General features: G+C 75.0%; 19 protein-coding genes. 12 read left to right on the top strand and 7 right to left on the bottom strand.

Going from position 1 to position 19,153, the window contains the following annotated elements:
* The 4 genes from J1M39_RS05665 to J1M39_RS05650 form a co-directional block, all read left to right on the top strand.
* The coding region (locus J1M39_RS05665; protein ID WP_206496554.1) for a TetR/AcrR family transcriptional regulator at nucleotides 1-652 on the top strand (652 nt) is incomplete at its 5' end.
* Nucleotides 653-772: 120 nt separating this feature from the next.
* Nucleotides 773-997 carry a DUF3107 domain-containing protein gene (locus J1M39_RS05660; protein ID WP_002854967.1) on the top strand — a complete coding sequence of 75 codons (225 nt, stop codon included), beginning with the start codon at nucleotides 773-775 and terminating at the stop codon, nucleotides 995-997.
* Nucleotides 998-1,065: 68 nt separating this feature from the next.
* Nucleotides 1,066-2,631: an RNB domain-containing ribonuclease gene (locus J1M39_RS05655; protein ID WP_134415723.1), complete on the top strand. Its 1,566-nt coding sequence runs from the start codon at nucleotides 1,066-1,068 to the stop codon at nucleotides 2,629-2,631.
* A gap of 251 nt (nucleotides 2,632-2,882) precedes the next feature.
* A complete protein-coding gene (locus tag J1M39_RS05650; protein WP_206496553.1) occupies nucleotides 2,883-4,670 on the top strand; it encodes a DEAD/DEAH box helicase in 1,788 nt (595 codons plus the stop codon).
* 117 nt (nucleotides 4,671-4,787) lie between these two features.
* On the opposite strand, the gene J1M39_RS05645 is transcribed toward J1M39_RS05650, so the two are convergent.
* Nucleotides 4,788-5,648, bottom strand: coding sequence for a PHP domain-containing protein (locus tag J1M39_RS05645; RefSeq protein WP_078025600.1), 861 nt, complete (start codon nucleotides 5,646-5,648; stop codon nucleotides 4,788-4,790).
* A 71-nt stretch (nucleotides 5,649-5,719) separates the two neighbouring features.
* Here J1M39_RS05645 and J1M39_RS05640 point away from each other — a divergent pair, with 71 nt between their 5' ends.
* The gene (locus tag J1M39_RS05640; protein WP_241253873.1) at nucleotides 5,720-7,315 is read left to right on the top strand and encodes an aminopeptidase P family protein; all 1,596 of its coding nucleotides are present in this window, start codon (nucleotides 5,720-5,722) and stop codon (nucleotides 7,313-7,315) included.
* Between the two features lie 33 nt (nucleotides 7,316-7,348).
* Nucleotides 7,349-9,154, top strand: a complete 1,806-nt coding sequence (locus J1M39_RS05635) for a pyruvate kinase (RefSeq protein ID WP_078025598.1) — start codon at nucleotides 7,349-7,351, stop codon at nucleotides 9,152-9,154.
* A gap of 6 nt (nucleotides 9,155-9,160) precedes the next feature.
* On the opposite strand, the gene J1M39_RS05630 is transcribed toward J1M39_RS05635, so the two are convergent.
* Entirely contained in the window at nucleotides 9,161-9,937 is a 777-nt protein-coding gene (locus J1M39_RS05630; protein ID WP_206496552.1) for a general stress protein, read from the bottom strand.
* A gap of 92 nt (nucleotides 9,938-10,029) precedes the next feature.
* Between J1M39_RS05630 and J1M39_RS05625 the strand changes: the two genes are divergently transcribed.
* The 3 genes from J1M39_RS05625 to J1M39_RS05615 are packed head-to-tail and all read left to right on the top strand — an operon-like array spanning nucleotide 10,030 to nucleotide 13,263.
* Nucleotides 10,030-11,298, top strand: a complete 1,269-nt coding sequence (locus tag J1M39_RS05625) for a magnesium transporter MgtE N-terminal domain-containing protein (RefSeq protein WP_036339212.1) — start codon at nucleotides 10,030-10,032, stop codon at nucleotides 11,296-11,298.
* A gap of 40 nt (nucleotides 11,299-11,338) precedes the next feature.
* Nucleotides 11,339-12,118, top strand: a complete 780-nt coding sequence (locus J1M39_RS05620; protein ID WP_063189568.1) for a DUF1003 domain-containing protein — start codon at nucleotides 11,339-11,341, stop codon at nucleotides 12,116-12,118.
* Nucleotides 12,115-13,263, top strand: coding sequence for an Mrp/NBP35 family ATP-binding protein (locus J1M39_RS05615; RefSeq protein ID WP_060973497.1), 1,149 nt, complete (start codon nucleotides 12,115-12,117; stop codon nucleotides 13,261-13,263). Before J1M39_RS05620 ends, J1M39_RS05615 begins: the two co-directional genes overlap by 4 nt.
* 39 nt (nucleotides 13,264-13,302) lie before the next feature.
* Here the strand turns inward: J1M39_RS05615 and J1M39_RS05610 are convergent, their stop codons facing one another.
* Nucleotides 13,303-13,914, bottom strand: a complete 612-nt coding sequence (locus J1M39_RS05610) for a preprotein translocase subunit TatA (RefSeq protein ID WP_069941887.1) — start codon at nucleotides 13,912-13,914, stop codon at nucleotides 13,303-13,305.
* A 60-nt stretch (nucleotides 13,915-13,974) separates the two neighbouring features.
* A complete protein-coding gene (locus tag J1M39_RS05605) occupies nucleotides 13,975-14,847 on the bottom strand; it encodes an anti-sigma factor family protein (protein WP_069941888.1) in 873 nt (290 codons plus the stop codon).
* A gap of 196 nt (nucleotides 14,848-15,043) precedes the next feature.
* Here J1M39_RS05605 and J1M39_RS05600 point away from each other — a divergent pair, with 196 nt between their 5' ends.
* Complete coding sequence (locus tag J1M39_RS05600; RefSeq protein ID WP_036339203.1) at nucleotides 15,044-15,694, top strand: O-methyltransferase; 651 nt, start codon at nucleotides 15,044-15,046, stop codon at nucleotides 15,692-15,694.
* Nucleotides 15,695-15,772: 78 nt separating this feature from the next.
* On the opposite strand, the gene J1M39_RS05595 is transcribed toward J1M39_RS05600, so the two are convergent.
* The 3 genes from J1M39_RS05595 to J1M39_RS05585 form a co-directional block, all read right to left on the bottom strand.
* Nucleotides 15,773-15,943, bottom strand: coding sequence for a DUF3117 domain-containing protein (locus tag J1M39_RS05595; RefSeq protein ID WP_002855133.1), 171 nt, complete (start codon nucleotides 15,941-15,943; stop codon nucleotides 15,773-15,775).
* Nucleotides 15,944-16,123: 180 nt separating this feature from the next.
* Nucleotides 16,124-16,468, bottom strand: coding sequence for a cell division protein DivIVA (locus J1M39_RS05590; RefSeq protein WP_095347508.1), 345 nt, complete (start codon nucleotides 16,466-16,468; stop codon nucleotides 16,124-16,126).
* Nucleotides 16,465-17,268, bottom strand: a complete 804-nt coding sequence (locus tag J1M39_RS05585; RefSeq protein ID WP_095347505.1) for an LOG family protein — start codon at nucleotides 17,266-17,268, stop codon at nucleotides 16,465-16,467. The genes J1M39_RS05590 and J1M39_RS05585 overlap by 4 nt, the downstream gene beginning before the upstream one ends.
* A 178-nt stretch (nucleotides 17,269-17,446) precedes the next feature.
* Here J1M39_RS05585 and J1M39_RS05580 point away from each other — a divergent pair, with 178 nt between their 5' ends.
* Together J1M39_RS05580 and J1M39_RS05575 are read left to right on the top strand one after the other, a co-directional pair.
* A complete protein-coding gene (locus J1M39_RS05580) occupies nucleotides 17,447-18,181 on the top strand; it encodes an amino acid ABC transporter ATP-binding protein (RefSeq protein WP_095347507.1) in 735 nt (244 codons plus the stop codon).
* Nucleotides 18,182-18,226: 45 nt separating this feature from the next.
* Entirely contained in the window at nucleotides 18,227-19,120 is an 894-nt protein-coding gene (locus tag J1M39_RS05575; protein ID WP_095347504.1) for a glutamate ABC transporter substrate-binding protein, read from the top strand.
* Nucleotides 19,121-19,153: the final 33 nt, after the last annotated feature.

Raw genomic sequence — 19,153 nt, 5'->3', positions numbered from 1 at the left:
CGCCCACCCCGCCGCCACCGCGCCCGACGAGCCCGGGCGAGGCCGTCGTCTGCCCCGGCACGAGCGTCGCCGCCAGCTGCTGGACTGCGCCCGCGCGGTCTTCGCCGCGGAGCGGTACGCGGGGGCCTCCATGGAGCAGATCGCCGAGCGGGCCGAGGTCTCCAAGCCGGTCCTCTACCAGCACTTCCCCGGCAAGCACGAGCTCTTCCTCGAGCTGCTGGACGCCGAGGTCGCGAGCCTGCGCGCGCTCCTCGAGGCGGCGATGGACACCCGCCGCGACAACCGCGAACGGGTGCGGGCCACCGTCGCCGCCGTGTTCGAGTACATGGCCTCCCCCGAGCGGACCCACCGCCTCATCTTCGACTCCGGCATCGACGGGGACCCGGAGGTGCGCACGCGGAGCGAGGCCGTGCACCGGCTGCTCTCCTCCGAGGTCGCGCGCACCATCCGCGCGGACACCACCGTGGCCGAGGCCGAGGCCGAGGTGCTCTCCCGCGGACTCGTCGGCTACCTCCTGGGCGCCGCCCGCCACTGGGCGGACCGGCTCGACGCCGACGCCCGCCCCGCCGCGGCCGAGACGGCCCGCACGGTGGACGCGCTCATCTGGCGCGGCCTCGCCTCGCTGCCCTCCGCGGACGATGCCCCGCGCTGACCCGGCCGTCCGGCCCGTTTCGCCCGCGGGTGAACCTCGTGGGCGCCCGTCCACCCCGCCGAGCGGTCCCGTAGGCTGACGGCGGACCGCACAGGACGCGACGAAGAGAAGAGGTTCCCCATGGAGATCCGCATCGGTGTGCAGCACGTCGGCCGCGAGGTCGTCATCGACAGCGAGCAGTCGGCGGACGAGGTCCGCTCCCTCGTGGACGCCGCCGTCGCCGACGGCACCCCGCTGGTCCTGGCGGACGCCAAGGGCCGCCAGGTGGTCGTCCCCGGCGACCGCATCGGCTTCGTGGAGATCGGCGCGAAGAAGTCGGGCCCGCTCGGGTTCGCCGCCTCCTGACCCGCCCGCACGCCCCGGTGATCCGCCGGGGCGTGCGTCGTCTCGGCCCCCTGCCCAGGAGCACCGCCATGACCCCTCACGCCCTCGGCCTCCGCGGCCCCGCCGACCCGGCCCTGCTCGATCGCCTCGCCGCCCTGCGGACGGAGCTCGAGCTGCCGCCGGCCTTCCCCGCCCCCGTCCTGGCCGAGGCGGAGGCGGCCGCGCGTGAGGTGCACGCGGGCCTGACCGGGAGCCCGGACCACGCGGACCGCACGGCCCTGCCGTTCGTCACCGTGGACCCCGCCGGCTCCACGGACCTGGACCAGGCCCTGCTCCTGACCCCCGCCGACGACGACGGCATCCTCGTCCGCTACGCGATCGCGGACGTGCCCGCCTTCGTGGCCCCGGGCGGCGCCGTGGACGCCGAGGCCCGCCGTCGCGGCCAGACCGTGTACCTGCCGGACGGCCGGGTCCCCCTGCACCCGGAGGTGCTGAGCGAGGACGCCGCCTCCCTGCTGCCGGACCGCGAGCGCCCGGCGTTCGTGTGGACGTTCCTGCTGGACGCCGCGGGCGCCGTCGTCGAGATGGGCCTCGAACGCGCCCGCATCCGCTCCCGGGCGCAGCTGACGTACGGGCAGGTGCAGGCCTTCCTCGACGCGCGGGAGGGAGCGCAGGCGCCGACGACGCCGCGTCCCGGGGTCACCGACGCGGACTTGGCCGCCGCCGAGGGGTGGCCGGCCGAGGTGCGCGACTCGCTGACGCTGCTGCCGGAGGTGGGCCGACGGCGGGCCGCGCAGGAGGCCGCCCGCGGCGGTGCCTCCCTGAACCTGCCGGACCAGGAGGTCCGTGTCACCGAGGACGGGGCGCACGAGCTCGTGCACCGGGCGCCGCTGCCGGCGGAGGAGCACAACGCCCAGCTCTCCCTGCTGACCGGCATGGCCGCGGCCGAGCTGATGCTGGCCGCCGGAGTCGGGATCCTGCGCACGATGCCGGCGCCGGACGCCGACGCCGTCGCCGCCTTCCGAGAGCGCACGCGCGCCCTGGGCGCCCCGTGGAACGAGGACCAGGACTACGGCGCCTACCTGCGTTCCCTCGACCCCGCCGACGCGCGGCACCTGGCGGTGCTGCACGCGGCCACCGGGCTGTTCCGCGGCGCCGGGTACACGGCCTTCGACGCGCAGGCCGAGGACCCGGCCCTGCGCACACCGCCGGCCGAACCGGCCCAGGCCGCGCTCGCCGCCCCCTACGCCCACGCCACCGCTCCGCTGCGCCGGCTCGTGGACCGCTTCGTCCTGGCCCTGTGCCACGCCCATGCCATCGGCGCCCCCGCCCCCGCGTGGGTCCGCAGCGCCCTGCCCGAGCTGCCCGCCCTCATGGCGGACTCGTCGCGCCGGGCCTCGGCCGCGAGCCGGACGGCGGCGGACCTCGTGGAGGCGGCGGCGCTCGAGTCCCGCGTCGGCGCGGAGCTCGAGGGGATCGCGGTGCGGGAGGCGAAGGACGGCACCGAGGTGTGGCTGCTCGACCCGGCCGTGAGCCTGCGGGTGCCGGGCAGCGTCCCGGCGGGCACCCGGGTGCGCGTGCGGATCGAGGGCGTGGACCGCGCCTCGGGTGCGATCACGGCCGCGGGGGTAGACTGGCCGCACAGCTCACGCTGACCCAGGATGACCGGTCGCTCTCTGATCACCCTGACCCGCCGCCCGCGCCCCTGACGCCCGGGACGGCACCATGACCTGCCGGATCCGGCACGGCCCGCCTCGCACGGCGCGCCCGGCCCGGTTCCACGGGGCGCCGCCCGTCGGCCGCTCCGCGTGCTTGCCTCGCGATCGGCTTCCGCTTGAACCGCGCGCACGGCGGAGCCGGGCCTTCCGCCCGCCGTGACGACGCCCGACCAGGAACGCGAGTCGCCATGACCCAGAACTCCGAGCACACCCCCGCCTCCGCCGACCTCGACCCGACGGTCGCCGCGATCGCGGAGGACATCGTCACCGAGGACGCCGCCCCCGTGGCCCCCGAGCAGACCTTCGCCGACTTCGGGGTGCACCCCGCGATCGTCGAGGCCCTGGAGGCCAAGGGCATCGTCCACCCCTTCCCCATCCAGGCCATGACCCTGCCGGTCGCCCTCGGCGGCCACGACATCATCGGCCAGGCCAAGACCGGCACCGGCAAGACCCTCGGCTTCGGCATCCCCGCGCTACAGCGCGCCATCGGCCCGGGCGAGCCCGGCTGGGACGGCCTCGAGGCCAAGGGCACCGCGGGCGCCCCGCAGGCCCTGATCGTCGCCCCGACGCGCGAGCTCGCCGTCCAGGTGGCCGGCGACCTCACGGCCGCCGCGGCCCGGCGCCCCCTGCGCATCGCCACCATCTACGGCGGCCGCGCCTACGAGCCGCAGATCGAGGAGCTGCAGCGCGGCGTCGAGATCGTCGTCGGCACCCCCGGCCGCCTCATCGACCTGATGCGCCAGCGCCACCTGCGCCTGGACCTGGTGAACACGGTGGTGCTGGACGAGGCCGACGAGATGCTGGACCTCGGCTTCCTCCCCGACGTCGAGACCCTGCTCGCCGCCGTCCCGGCCGTGCGTCAGACCATGCTGTTCTCGGCCACCATGCCGGGTCCCGTGGTCGCGATGGCGCGCCGCTACATGACGCAGCCGACCCACATCCGCGCGGCGGACCCGGAGGACGAGGGCCTGACGAAGAAGGACATCCGTCAGCTCGTCTACCGCGCCCACCACATGGACAAGGACGAGCTCGTGGCCCGCGCCCTGCAGGCCGAGGGCCGCGGCCGGACCATCATCTTCACGCGCACCAAGCGCACGGCCGCTCGCGTGGCGGACGAGCTGACGGCGCGCGGCTTCGCGGCCGGCGCGCTGCACGGCGACCTCGGCCAGGGCGCCCGCGAGCAGGCGCTGCGCGCGTTCCGCAACGGCAAGGTGGACATCCTCGTGGCCACCGACGTCGCGGCGCGCGGCATCGACGTCGACGACGTCACGCACGTGTTCAACTTCCAGGCGCCGGAGGACGAGAAGACCTACGTGCACCGCGTGGGCCGCACGGGCCGCGCCGGCAACAAGGGCGTGGCGGTGACCCTCGTGGACTGGGAGGACATGCCGCGCTGGTCCCTGATCGACAAGGCGCTCGGCCTCGGCCAGCCCGAGCCGGTGGAGACCTACTCCTCCTCCCCGCACCTGTTCTCCGACCTCGGCATCCCGAAGGGCACGAAGGGCCGTCTGCCGCAGGCCAAGCGCGTGCTCGAGGGCCTCGAGGGCGAGACGCTCGAGGACCTCGGCGGCCCCGAGGCGAAGCAGCGCGACGGCGGCCGCGGACGGGGTCGCGAGGGCGGCCGGTCCCGCGACGGCGAGCGCGGCGGCCGGGGCCGGGGCGGCCGCTCCGGCGAGGGCCGAGACGCGGCGCGGGGCGGGAGCCGCGGCGAGCGCTCCGAGCGCTCGGGCCGCAGGCGTGGTGAGGCACCCGCCGAGCAGCGCGCCGAGGGCCGGGGCCGTGGTCGCGGCGAGGGCCGCGAGCGCACCGCCTCACGCCCCGAGACCCCCGCGGCCCGGACGCCGGAGCCGGTGGCCGGCGTCGAGCTCACGGAGGCCCGCCGGGCCGAGCGCGCCGAGGCCCGGGCCGAGGCCCGTCGTCGCCGGGGCGGCCGCACCCGCACGCGCCGCCGCAACGGTGAGGTCGTGGACGGCTGACCGTCCCTCCCGGGCCCCGGGAATCTTCTGCGCGAATGACCCTTCTGACCGCCTGCGCGGCGGCTGGAAGGGTCATTCGCGCAACCGATCCTCCGCCGTCGCCCGGGCTGTCCGGGCTCAGCCGCGGATGATCGCCGTGCCGGTACCCTGCCGCTCGATCTCGGCGAGCACCTCCGCGCCCGTGGTGTGCTCGCCGATCGGATTCGGCTTGCCGGTGCCGTGGTAGTCGGACGAGCCGGTGACGAACAGCCCGTGCCGGTCCGCGAACGCGCGCAGCCAGGTGCGTTCCTCCGCCGGGTTGTCCCGGTGCTCGACCTCGACCCCCGCCAGTCCGGCCTCGGCCATCTGCTCGAACACCTCGTCGCCCACCACGCGGCCCCGCATGCGCGCCCGGGGATGCGCGAACACCGGCACCCCGCCGGCGGCCCGGATGAGCGCGACCGCCTCGGCCGGGTCCGGGGCGAAGTGCGGCACGTAGTACTTGGACCGGCCGGCGAGGATCTCCCGGAACGCCGCGGAGCGGTCCGGGACGGCCCCGATCGTCACGAGGGCGTCGGCCAGGTGGGGCCGGCCGATCGTCGCGTTCTCCGCCGCGTGCTCCTGGACCAGCTCCCACGTGATCGAGAAGTCCGCGCCCAGGCGCCGCACCATCTCCTGCGCCCGGGTCAGCCGCGCGTCGCGAGCCCGGCCGACTTCCCGCAGCAGGGCGGGGTCCTCGGGGTCGTGCAGGTAGCTGAGCACGTGCACGCTCACGCCGTCCGCGGAGGTGCAGGACATCTCCATGCCGGGCACGAGCGTCAGCCCGGTCTCCCGCGCGGCCTGGGCGGCCTCGGCCCAGCCGGCGGTCGTGTCGTGGTCGGTGAGCGCGAGGCCGTCCAGCCCGGCCCGCGCCGCCGCACGCACCACGTCGGCCGGCGGCTCGGTGCCGTCGGACTCGGTCGAGTGCGTGTGGAGGTCGTAGCGGGCCATGGCGGCCATGGTACCGAGACCCGCGCGCGGCGGCCCCGACCTGCCCGCGCCCACCGGTGCCATGATGGAGGGCATGACCGATGCCGCACAGCACCCCGCCCAGACCACCCCCGACCGACCAGCCCGCCGCCACCCCCGAGGCGGGCGCCGACGGCACCGGCGCGGTGAACCCCCAGCCGCTGGCCGAGCGCGTCGACAACCGCTCGCAGCGCCCCGCCTCGAACGCCTTCCGCGACTTCATGGCCTCCGACTGGGCGCCCTCGTCGCAGGCCCTGCCCGACCCCGACGCCTCGGCCCCGTACGCCGCCCGGCGGCGGGCCGCCGTGTCCGCGCGCTTCCCGGGCGAGCGGATCGTGGTGCCGGCCGGCCGCCTCAAGGTCCGCTCGAACGACACCGACTACCGCTTCCGCCCGCACTCCGCGTTCGCCCACCTGACGGGCCTCGGCGTGGACCACGAGCCGGACGCCGTGCTCGTGCTCGAGCCCACGGACCCGGGCGCCGGCGACGACGGCACGGACCACACCGCCACCCTGTACTTCCGTCCCCTGGCCGGCCGGGACACCGAGCAGTTCTACGCGGACTCGCGCTCGGGCGAGTTCTGGATCGGCCCCCGTCCGACCCTGGCCGGCCTGGCCGCCCGCACGGGTCTGCGCACGGCGGGGCTCGAGGAGCTCGAGTCCGCCGTCACCAAGAACGTGGCCGCGGACGGCACCGCGGTGCGGCTGCTGGCCGAGACCGACCAGGACGTGGACGCCCTGCTGGCCGCCGTCCGGACCGAGGCCGGCCTGGACCTGGCCGCCGCGGCCGAGGCCGACGCCCAGACCGCCGAGTTCCTCTCCGAGCTGCGCCTGGTCAAGGACGCGTGGGAGATCGAGCGGATGCGCGCCTCGGTGGCCGCCACGATCGCGGGCTTCGAGGACGTCGTGCGGGCCCTGCCGCGCGCCGTGGGACACGACCGCGGCGAACGCGTGGTCGAGGGCGCCTTCTTCGCCCGCGCCCGCCTCGAGGGCAACGACCTGGGCTACGACACGATCGCGGCCTCCGGCAACAACGCCACGATCCTGCACTGGATCCGCAACACGGGCGCCGTGCGCCCGGGTGAGCTGCTGCTGCTCGACGCCGGCGTCGAGGACGACTCCCTCTACACTGCGGACATCACCCGCACCCTGCCCGTGTCCGGCACGTTCACGGACGTGCAGCGCCGCATCTACCAGGCGGTCCTCGACGCCGCGGACGCCGCCTTCGCGATCGTGCGCCCCGGCATCCGGTTCCGTGAGCTCCACGCCGAGGCCATGCGGGTGCTCGTCGACCGCCTCGACGGCTGGGGCCTGCTGCCGGTCTCGGCCGAGGTCGCGCTCTCGGACGAGGGCCAGCACCACCGGCGCTGGATGCCCCACGGCACCTCGCACCACCTCGGCCTCGACGTGCACGACTGCGCGCAGGCCAAGCGCGAGCTCTACCTGGACGGCGTGCTCGAGCCGGGCATGGTCTTCACGATCGAGCCGGGTCTGTACTTCAAGGAGGAGGACCTGGCCGTGCCGGAGGAGTACCGCGGCATCGGCGTGCGCATCGAGGACGACATCCTCGTGACCGAGGACGGGGCCGAGAACCTCTCCGCGGCCTTCCCCCGCACCCCGGACGAGATCGAGGCCTGGATGGCGCGGCTCCAGGCGTGATCCGGCGCGGAGGGCGCGCCTAGGGTTCGGACCATGGGTATCGACCTGACCACCGAGCTCACCGCCCTCCGCGACCGCCTCCTCTCCGCCGAGGCGGAGCACGCCGACCTCATCTCTCGCGTCCGGGACCGCCACCGGGCCTCGGCCCGGAACCTCGTGCACTACGTCGCCCTGCGCGGCACCGACCTGCGGCCGCTGCAGGAGGCACTGAGCGACGCCGGCCTGTCCTCGCTGGGCCGCATGGAGGCCGGCGTGCTCGGCCACGTGGACGCGGTGCTGGCCGCCGCCCGCGCGCTCGACGGCGACCTCGCCACCGCACCCGAGGATGACGCCCTGACCTCCGCCGAGGGCCGCGCCATCCTCGCCCGCAACGCAGCGAGCCTGCTCGGTCCGGCCCGCGGCGACCGGGACGCGCGCATCATGGTGACGATGCCCTCCGAGGCCGCCACGGACCCAGAGCTCGTGGCCCGGATCGCCGAAGCCGGCATGGACCTGGCGCGCGTGAACTGCGCCCACGACGACGAGCAGGCGTGGGCCGCCATGATCGCGGCGGTCCGCCGGTGTGCCGGTGCGGGCCGGCCCGCACCCCTGGTCGCGATGGACCTGGCCGGGCCGAAGGTGCGCACCGGCCCCATCGAGCCGGGACCGCGCGTCGTGAAGGTGAAGCCCGCCCGGGACCCCTCCGGGATCGTCACCGAGCCCTCCCGCGTGTGGCTCGCCGCCGGGCCCCACGACGCCGTGGCCGTGGCGGACCGGCCGGACGGCGCCGTCGTCGTGCCGCTGGCGGCCCCGGACGGGAAGACCCTGGCGGGCCTGCAGCGCGGCGACGAGATCGAGCTGACCGACGCGCGGGGTGCACACCGCAGGCTGGAGGTCGAGCGGGTGAGCGGCGAGGGCGTGCTCGTGCGGGCGGACAAGACGGTCTACTGGGCGACGGGCACGGCACTGACGACGCCGCACGGTCCGCTCGAGGTGGGACCGCTGCCCCCGCTCGAGCAGTCGATGCGCGTGCACGAGGGCGAGCAGATCGTGCTGACCCGCTCGCTCGAGCCGGTTCCCGCGGTCGACACGCCGCCCTACCGGATCGGCCTCACCCTGGCGCAGGCGTTCGCGGACGCGACGGTCGGCGACCGGGTCTCCCTCGACGACGGACGGATCGGCACGCGGATCACGGGGGTGTCCGACGATGAGATCACCCTCGAGGTGACCCAGGCCGGCCCGCGCGGGGCGAAGCTCAAGGCGGAGAAGGGCGTGAACTTCCCGGACACGCACCTGGACATCCCGGCCCTCACGGACGAGGACCTCGCCCACATCCCGTTCGCGGCTCGCCACGCGGACATGGTGAACATGTCCTTCGTCCGCTCGGCCGAGGACGTGGCCCAGCTGATCGACGCGCTCGAGGCCGAGGACGCGCCGGACGTGGACATCACGCTGAAGATCGAGACGGTGGAGGCCTTCCGGCAGCTGCCGCGGATGCTGCTCGAGGCGATGCGCTGGCGGGACGTCGGGGTGATGATCGCCCGCGGCGACCTGGCGGTGGAGGCCGGCTTCGCACGCATGGCCGAGCTGCAGGAGGAGATCCTGTGGCTGTGCGAGGCCGCGCACGTGCCCGCGATCTGGGCCACCCAGGTCCTCGAGTCCCTCGCCAAGACCGGCCTGCCCTCACGGGCGGAGATCACGGACGCCGCGATGGCGCAGCGGGCCGAAGCCGCGATGCTGAACAAGGGCCCGTACATCGACCGCGCCGTCACCGTCCTCGGCGACATCCTGGGCCGGATGCACGGTCATGCGAGCAAGAAGCGCGACATGCTCCGGCGGCTCGAGTCCTGGTCCCTCTGACGGGGCTCAGCCGCGCGGCTCGTCCTGGGGCCGTGGCGGGTGGCCGCCGCGCGCCTCGATGAGCTTGGCGACCTCCTCCGGCGGCAGGGTCACGCCGTAGGAGCGGTCCAGGCCGGTGGGCGCGGGGTCCGCCTCCGGGGCGGGCCGGGCCGGCGCCTCGGGCCCGCCGGGGGCCGGCGCCGCGTGGGACCCGCCCGACGACGGCGCGGGGGCCGGGGTGGCCTGCACGGACCCGTCCTCGGCCTCCTCCGCGGCGGGCGCGGGCGCCGGCTGCGGGGCCGCGGGCGGCGTCGGGGCCGCGGCACCGCCCAGGCCCAGCTCCTGGCGGGCGCGGGCGGCGTGGTCGAACGCGACCACGAGGTCGAAGGCCGTGGGCACGACGGCCTGCGAGGACGCGAAGCCGTGCTGGCCCCGACGCATCGCGAAGCCGATCACGCCGAAGATCAGCCACACCGCCAGGCCCAGCAGCATGGAGGTGAGGATCTGCCCCGGGCCGGCCTCGGGGGCCAGCAGGTAGAGGAACACGCCGATCAGTCCACCGAAGAACACGCCGCGCACTCCCGCGGACAACGCCACCTGGGCGTAGTTCAGCCGGCCGCGCACCCGCTCCACGACCCGCAGGTCCTTGCCCACGATCGACACGGCGCTCACGGGGAAGTCCGTGGCGGCGAGGCGGTCCACCTGCTCGCGCGCCTGCGCGTAGGTGGCGTAGGTGGCCAGCAGCTCTCCGCGGGGCAGGCCCTGCTCGGCGCCGGGCTGAGGGTTGGACATCATGAACGACATGGACCCATTGTGCCCGGCCCGGCGCCCGGGCGGGCGGCGGTCCGCCGTCCGCGGACACGGAGCCGCGGTCCGGCACGCCGTAGGCTGGGTCGGTGAGCTCCCCCAAGATCTTCGTGGCCCGCCTGCTGGGCCTGGACGTCTTCGACCCCCTCGGCGACCGCCTGGGACGGCTGCGCGACGTCGTCGTGCTGGACCGCGGCCCCGCCGCAGCCCCGTTCGCCACCGGCCTCGTGATCGAGGTCCCCGGCAAGAAGCGCGTCTTCGTCCCGATGACGCGAGTGACGTCCATGGACTCGGGCCGGATCATCACGACCGGGCTGATCAACCTGCGCCGGTTCTCCCGCCGTGGCGCCGAGCAGATGGTGGCCGCCGACCTCTTCGACCGGAAGGTGCGCCTCTCCGACGGGTCGGGCGAGGCCTTCCTGGAGGACATCGGGCTGGAGCAGCAGCGCAACGGCGACTGGCTGGTCTCGGACCTGTACGTGCGCCGCATCGTCGGCCGCGGCCCCTTCGGCCGCGCCCAGCGGGGCGAGCACCTCCTGCTGAACTGGGACGAGGCCCGCTGGACGGCGCAGGCCGACCCGCAGGGGGCCACGAGCTTCCTCGCCGCGCACGAGGACCTCAAGCCCGCCGACCTGGCGGACATGCTCCACGACATGTCGGAGAAGCGCCGCGTCGAGGTCGCCAGCGAGCTGCAGGACGAACGCCTCGCGGACGTGCTCCAGGAGCTGCCCGACGACGACCAGGTGCAGATCCTCTCCCAGCTGGACATCGACCGCGCCGCCGACGTCCTGGAGGAGATGGACCCGGACGACGCGGCGGACCTGCTCCACGAGCTGCCCGACTCCCAGCAGGAGCTGCTGCTCGAACGCATGGAGCCGGAGGACGCCGAGGACGTCCGGCGCCTGCTCGAGTACGAGGAGGGCACCGCGGGCTCGCTCATGACCCCCGTGCCGGTCATCCTCCCCCCGGAGGCCACCGTGGCCGAGGCCATGGCGACCATCCGACAGCAGGAGATCTCCCCCGCGCTGGCCTCGCTCGTGATCGTGGCCCGGCCGCCCCTGGAGACGCCGACGGGCCGGTTCCTCGGCGTCGTCCACTTCCAGCGCCTGCTGCGGTACCCGCCGCCGGAGGCGATCGGCAACATCATGGACAAGGACCTCGAGCCCGTCTCGGACCTCGCCCCCATCGCCCATGTGACCCGCGAGCTCGCGACCTACAACCTCACGTGCATCCCCGTGGTGAACGAGCAGGACCGCGTCGTCGGGGCCGTGAGCGTGGACGACCTGCTCGACCACATCCTGCCCGACGACTGGCGGGCCATGGACCTCGACGACGCCGAGACCCGCCCCGCAACCTGACCCCCGCGGCCCGCCGCCGCACGACACCGGAGGTGTGAGCATGACCCAGACCGCGCGAGACCTGCGCCCGGGCCGCGGCACCGGCCTGGACACCCCGCTGAGCGCCAGCGGGCGCCGCGTGCCCCGGCTGGCCCCGAACCCGGACGCCTTCGGCGAGGCCACCGAGGGCATCGCCCGCTTCATGGGCACCCCGCAGTTCCTCGTCTGGATGACGCTGTTCTGCGCCGCCTGGCTGGGCTGGAACACGTTCGGCCCGATGGAGTGGCGGTTCGACTCCGCCGAGCTCGGCTTCACCGCGCTCACGCTCATGCTCTCCCTCCAGGCGTCCTACGCCGCACCCCTGCTCCTGCTGGCGCAGAACCGCCAGGACGACCGGGACAGGGTCGCGCTGCGCGAGGACCGTGACCGCGCCGAGCGCAACCTCGCCGACACCGAGTTCCTCACCCGCGAGATCGCCGGTCTGCGGCTGGCCGTCCAGGAGGTCGCCACGCGCGACTTCGTGCGCGGCGAGCTGCGCGGCGTCCAGGACGACCTCAGGGACGACCTCCGCGAGGCGCTGCGCGCCGAGCTGCGGGAGGAGATCCGGGAGGAGATCCGGGAGGAGCTGCGCGCCGGCCTCCCGGGCGCCGAGGCCCAGCCCCGCAAGAACAAGAAGACCAAGGGCCGCGGCCGGGATGCGCGGCGCGGCGACGCCGGCGCCGAGCCCACGACCACCACGCTCGCCACCCTCGCGGCCCAGGAGGCCCGCGAGGCCGGGGGGTCCGGTCCGGCGGCCGGTCCCGCCGACGGTGCGGGCCCGGTGGACGGGGGCGGCCGATGAGCGCCCTGGGCCTGCCCGTGCCCGAGGTCCGCACCGACCTCGAGCGCCGGGTGCTGGAACGGCTCGCCACGGTCCAGGACCCCGAGATCCGCCGCCCGATCACCGACCTCGGCATGGTGGAGTCGGTCGTGGAGACCGCCCCGGGCGTCGTCGAGGTCGCGGTCCTGCTCACGATCGCCGCGTGCCCCCTGCGCGGGACGATCCAGACGGACGTGGCCGCCGCCGTCGCCGTCGTGCCCGGCTGTGAATCCGTGGACGTTCGCGTCGGGGTCATGGAGCCCGAGCGCCGCCTGGCGCTGCAGGACGCCCTGCGCGCGACTCGGCCGACGAACCCGTTCGGGGAGGGGACGCTCACGCGCGTCCTCGCGGTGGCCTCGGGCAAGGGCGGCGTGGGCAAGTCCTCGGTCACGGCCAACCTCGCGGTCGCGCTCGCCGCGCGCGGGCTCGCCGTCGGCCTGATCGACGCGGACGTGCACGGCTACTCCATCCCCGGGCTCCTGGGCGTGACCGGCACCCCGACGAAGCTGGACCGGATGATCCTGCCCCCCGTGGTGCGGGACGTGAAGGTCATCTCGATCGGCATGTTCCTCGACGCGGACCGGCCGGTGGCCTGGCGCGGGCCGATGCTGCACCGCGCGCTCGAGCAGTTCGTCACGGATGTGCACTGGGGCGACCTGGACGTCCTGCTCGTGGACCTGCCCCCGGGCACCGGGGACATCGCGATCTCGACGGCGCAGCTGCTGCCCGCCTCGGAGCTGCTCGTGGTGACCACGCCGCAGCACGCCGCCGCGCAGGTGGCCGCGCGCGCCGGTCAGCTGGCGGAGCAGACGGGCCAGACCGTGGCCGGCGTCGTGGAGAACATGGGGCCGATGACCCTGCCAGACGGCACCGTCCTGGATGTGTTCGGGACCGGCGGCGGCGCCGAGGTGGCGGAGCGGCTGTCCGGGGTGCTGGACACGCAGGTGCCGCTGCTGGGCACCGTTCCCCTGGACCCGGCGCTGCGCGCGGGCGGCGACGCCGGCGAACCCGTGGTGGTGTCCGCGCCGGAGAGCCCCGCGGGCCGGGCGCTGACGCAGATCGCGCAGCGGGTGGCCGTGCGACCGCGCGGGCTGGCCGGGCGGCGCCTTCCGGTCACCCCGCGCTGACCTCGGGTGCCGGCGCCCCGGCCGGCGCGCGCGACGGCGTCAGGTCGCGTCGACGTCGAAGGGGGCGGGTGCCAGCCCGAGCAGCTCGAGGGGGTCCGGTTCGGTCTCGACGGCGGCAGGGCGCTCCTCGGTGAGGGCCTCGGCGCGGCCGGAGGCCATCAGGGCTGCGGCGGCACCGCCCACGGCTGCCGCCCCCGCGGCGGGCTCGGTCGACCGGGTCTGTGCGGCGGCGGCGCCGGACTCCGCGGCGGCGGTGCTGCCGGCCCCGGCGGGGCGGCGGAAGAGCGTGCGCGGATCCATGTCCGTCAGGTCTTGGCGGGTGAGGCCGCCGTGCACGTCCTCGGCGCTGATGCCCGTCGCCTGCGCCGCGCGGGACGCGGGCGTGGACGAGCCGCCGGCGGGCTCGCGGAGCGCGTCGCGGATGATGCGGCGCGGGTCGTACTGGCGGGGGTCGTACTTGCGCCAGTCCACCTCGTCGAAGTCCGTGCCGGTCTCCTCCTTGAACTGCGCCTTGGCACCCTCGGCCTTGTCGCGCATGACGCGCAGCCAGTCGGTGAAGGCGCGCGTGTACTCGGGGAGCTTCTCCGGCCCGAGGATGACGATCGCGAGCACCGCCAAGATGATGAACTCGCTGCCGTTGATACCAAACACCCTCCGAACTCTACTAGAGCGGCACCGCCCCACAGCCCGGAGCCGCGGGGGCGGGGCGGCTCAGCCGCGGGGGCGCGGCACGGCGTCCGCGATGCGTTCGAGGCCTCGCTCCAGGCGCTCCTCGACGGCGTCTCCGCCGCCCAGCTCGAGCACCCGTGCCCGCTCGGAGACCAGCAGGTGGGTGAGGACCGCGTCGGCGCGCTCGTCCGGCAGGCTGGCCTCCACGCGGTAGGAGGCCTGCGGCGTGGTCAGCTCGGCCGTCCAGCCGTCCTGCTCCCCCGCCGGGACGATCCGGTAGACGCCGCCGCCGGCCAGCCGACGCTCCTGCACCCCCGTGCTCAAGGGCGCGGTCGAGGCACAGCCCTTCGGGGTGGCTCCCACGATCCGGGGTCGGCACTCACGGACGGTCACGGTCGGCTCGTCCCGGCCCCAGCCGACGACGACCTCCACGTCCTCGGCCGTCTGGGCGGTGTCGACGGTGAGCGGCTCCAGGCCGGCCCCCACGAGGGAGGGCACCGTCCAGCCCTGACCCCGCAGCTCCGCGACGGTGCCGCGCCGGTCCGTCGACGCGGTCCCGGCTGCCGGCAGGGCGACGGTGTCCGTCGGGGTCGGGGCCGTGCGCACGGCCGCGGTGCGGGGCGCGCCGGCCACCCAGACCGCGGTGAACAGCCCGCCGAGCAGGACGACGAAGGTGAGCAGCCCCACCACAAGGCGGCCGGAGACGCCGCGGGCGCGCAGCACCGGGGCGACGACGGCGCCGGCCGGACGCTGGTGCACCGTGCGGGCGGCGTCGAGCACGCGGGCCCGGGCCTGGACGGTGGCGCGGCACTCGGGGCAGCGGTCCAGGTGGCGGGCGATGCGCGCCCGGGACGCGGCGGGGAGGGAGCCCTCGAGGTAGGCGTCCATGTGGCGCTGGGTGTGTCGACGTCCCATGCGGCCACCTCCTCGGTCCTCGCGTCCTCGGTCCGGCGAACGGCCTCCCGCACGGCGGGAGCCGGTTCGTGCCGTGTCCCATCATCGGCCCGCCTCCTGGGAGAACACTGGGTCGCGGCCGCGTGCCGGCCCGTACACTGGCCCGCGTCGCCCGTGCCGCGGGCGAGGTCCCGCCGTCGTCGTCCCGGAGTCACCCATGAGCGCCCTGCAGCCCCAGCCCACCGACAAGCACGCGTCCTGGGCCTGGTCGGAGAGCCGGGCCACCGAAGACGACGTCGTCCTGCGCGCCCGCGAGCGCGCCGCCGAGCTGGAGGTGCCGCCGGTGAGTGAGGGGACGGCGGCCCTGTTGACGGTGCTGGCGGCCACGCGTGCCCCCGCGGCGGTCGTGGAGGTGGGCACGGGCGCCGGCGTCTCGGGTCTCGCCCTGATGCGCGGTCTGCCCGAGCGCACGGTCCTCACCACCGTGGACCCGGACGCGGAGGCACAGCGCGCGGCCCGCGAGGCGTTCTCGGAGGCCCGCCTGCCCACGAGCCGCACCCGCATGATCACGGGGCGCTCCCGGCTCGTCCTCCCCCGGCTCACGAGCGGCGCCTATGAGATGGTCCTGGTGGACGGGGACCCGGCCGCACGTCAGTTCGACGTCGAGCAGGCCGCGCGCATGCTCGCCCCCGGCGGCGTGCTCGTCGTGGTGGACGCCCTCGACGGCGACCGCGTTCCCCGGCCCGCCGTGCGCGACGAGTCCACCGTGTCCGCCCGGGCGGTGGACCGCCTCATCCGGGAGGACGAGCACTGGCTGTCCGCCGTCGTCCCCTCCGGCACGGGCGTGCTGATCGCGGTGCGCCGCTGATCCGCGGCGTCGCCGGGAACGCGGACGCCCCGCGCACCGTGACGGTGCGCGGGGCGTCCGCGTCGAAGGGGTCCGGGCTCAGGCCTGGATGACGCCCTCGAGGCACTCCTTGAGCTCGCGGGCCTCGTCCGCGTTGATCTCCAGCACGAGACGGCCGCCGCCGTCGATCGGCACGCGCATGATCAGGCTGCGCCCCTCCTTGGTCACTTCCATGGGACCGTCCCCGGTGCGGGGCTTCATGGCGGCCATTGCGACTTCCCTTCTGGATGATGTTCCCGTCACGGCGTCCGGCGACCGCGGGAGCGGGCACTGTCCGGACGCCTCCGGCGCCCCCGCACGCGAGCGTGCGCGAGGCCGGTCACATCACTATTATCGCGGATTCCGCGTGCTCGCGCCAAACGATGGCCTGCACCGAGCCCGGCCCGCGACTCAGGCACGCCCCGCCGGATCGCTCCGGGACGGGTCGGCGGCCTCGAGCTCGGCCACCCGGGCCCGCAGGGCGGTCACCTCGTCCTCGCACTGCGCCAGGGCGTCCCGCAGCCGCAGCAGGACGGCGTCCACCTGGTCCCGCTGGTAGCCGGGCACCGCGACGGCCAACCGCAGCAGGTCGACATCCGCCGCGCGCGGCCGCTCCGGCAGCAGCACGGGGTGCCCCGGCGTCCGCCCGGCTGGGTCGTCGGCCCGGAGCGTGAGCCGGCCCGCGAGGGCGGCGGCCAGGGCCGCCAGCACGACGACGAGCACGGCCACCAGGACGATCCACTGCAGCCCGCTCACGCGTCGGCCCTCCCCGCCGAGCGGAGCACGCACGCGACGGCCTCCTCGGCCGTGTCCACGAGGTGGAACAGGTCCGGGTCCTCGGGCGAGATCATGCCGCGCTCCACGAGCGTGCCGCGGATCCAGTCCACAAGCGGGCTCCAGAAGCCGCGGTCCACGAGGACCACGGGAAAGCGGGTGACGGTGCCGGTCTGCACGAGGGTGAGGGCCTCGAAGAGCTCGTCCAGGGTGCCGAGGCCGCCGGGCAGCACGATGAACCCCTGCGCGTACTTGAGGAACATGACCTTGCGGACGAAGAAGTAGCGGAAGTCCACGCCCACGTGCACCCAGGGGTTCAGGCCGGTCTCGAACGGCAGATCGATGCCCAGGCCCACGGACTCTCCACCGGCCTCGTGGGCACCCCGGTTGGCGGCCTCCATGGTGCCGGGCCCCCCGCCGGTGATGACCGTGTACCCGGCCTGGGCCAAGCGGCTCCCGACCTCGTGGGCCAGGGCGTACTCGGCGCTGCCCTCGGGCGTGCGCGCCGAGCCGAACACGGAGACCGCGGGACCCAGCCCCGCGAGGGTGCCGAAGCCCTCGACGAACTCCGCCTGGATGCGCAGGACACGCCAGGCCTCGGACGTCGTCGAGGTGACGTCGGCGGCGGGGCGTGCGGCGTCGCCGGGCCGCCGGCCGTCGAGGAGGAGCTGGTCGAACGTGGGGGTGTGCGCCGCCTCCCCGCGCAGGACCTGCCCGCCGCGGCGGACGCGCTGGGGCGCGGCGGCGACGTCGCCGCCCGAGGGGTGCTCATGTGGGGCCATGGCGTCAGCCTAACGAGCCGGCGGGCCGCCGGGGCCGGCGTCGCACGGCGCACCCCGCCGGGTGTGGCGTGCGCTATATTCCATTGGCATGACGCAGATCACGCCTGAGCAGCCCCACGGCGCCCACCTCCTCGACGAGGCCGGCACGCGGCGCCGTCGCGGTGCCGCAGGCGACGACCTGATCGTCCTCGAGGGCGTGAACAAGCACTTCGGCGACTTCCACGCCCTGAAGCAGATCGACCTGCGGATCCCGCGCGGCCAGGTGGCGATCGTCCTCGGCCCGTCGGGCTCCGGCAAGTCGACCCTGTGCCGCACGATCAACCGGCTCGAGACCATCGACGACGACGGCGGCCGCATCCTGATCGACGGGCGGCCGCTCCCCAGCGAGGGCAGGCAGCTCGCCCAACTGCGCGCCGAGATCGGCATGGTCTTCCAGTCGTTCAACCTCTTCGCACACAAGTCGATCCTGGAGAACGTCACCCTCGGGCCCATCAAGGTGAAGGGCAAGCGCCGGGCAGACGCCGAGCGGCACGCGATGGAGCTGCTCGAGCGCGTGGGCGTGGCCGCCCAGGCCAGGAAGATGCCGGCCCAGCTCTCCGGCGGGCAGCAGCAGCGCGTGGCCATCGCCCGTGCCCTGGCGATGGAGCCGAAGGCCCTGCTCTTCGACGAGCCGACCTCCGCCCTCGATCCCGAGATGGTGCAGGAGGTCCTCGACGTCATGGTCCAGCTCGCCGAGGGGGGCATGACCATGGTCGTGGTCACCCATGAGATGGGCTTCGCCCGCAAGGCCGGGGACCGCGTGGTCTTCATGGCCGACGGCGCCATCCTCGAGGACACCGACCCCGACACCTTCTTCACGAACCCCCGGCACGAGCGCGCCCAGGACTTCCTGGGCAAGATCCTCGCGCACTGACCCCGTCCCCGTCGCCCCCACCGCACCGAACCAGAGGAGAGCACCATGCTCCGCACGAAGCTCCTGACCCTGTCCGCCGTCACCGCCGCGGCCGCGCTGTCCCTCACCGCCTGCGCGCCGTCGTCCTCGCAGGGCGGCGGTGGCGACGCCGCCGGCTCGTCCTCGGCCGGCGAGTCGACGTCGTCCGGCTCCGGCGAGAGCCTGCGCATCGGCATCAAGTTCGACCAGCCGGGCCTGGGCTACCGCGAGGGCTCGGCCCAGCCCACCGGCTTCGACACGGACGTGGCCCGCTACGTGGCGGACAAGCTCGGCGTGGCCGAGCAGGACATCGAGTGGGTCCAGACCCCGTCTGCGAACCGGGAGAACGCCCTGGAGAACGGCGAGGTCGACATGATCTTCGCGACGTACTCAATCACGGACGCCCGCAAGGAGCGCGTCGACTTCGCGGGCCCGTACTTCGTGGCCGGCCAGGACCTGCTGGTCCGCGCGGACGACACCGCGATCACCGGCCCCGAGTCCCTCGACGGGAAGAACCTCTGCTCCGTCACCGGCTCCACCTCGGCCCAGAAGATCAAGGACCAGTTCGCCTCCGGCGTGAACCTGGTGGAGCAGGGCGGCTACGCCGAATGCGTGACCTACCTCGAGTCCGGCCAGGTGGACGCCGTGACCACGGACGACATCATCCTCGCGGGCTTGGCCGCCGCCGACGCCAACAAGGGCAAGTTCAAGGTCGTCGGCAACACCTTCACCACGGAGCGCTACGGCGTCGGTCTGCCGAAGGACTCGGAGCGGTGCGAGGACATCAACGAAGCCATCAAGGAGATGAAGGACTCCGGCGAGTGGGAGAAGGCCCTCGAGTCCAACACCGAGGGCACGGGCTACACCTACGACGAGACGCTGAACTCCGGCGAGGACGCCGAGTTCGAGCCCTGCGCCTGACGACCTGCGCCGCCGGGTGGGCCTGGGACGTGA

Source organism: Micrococcus sp. KRD077, assembly GCF_017168505.1.
In the GTDB taxonomy this organism is placed as follows: Bacteria; Actinomycetota; Actinomycetes; order Actinomycetales; family Micrococcaceae; genus Micrococcus; species Micrococcus luteus.
Note: the sequence above shows the minus strand (reverse complement) of the source record. Positions and strands in the feature narration are given on the sequence as shown.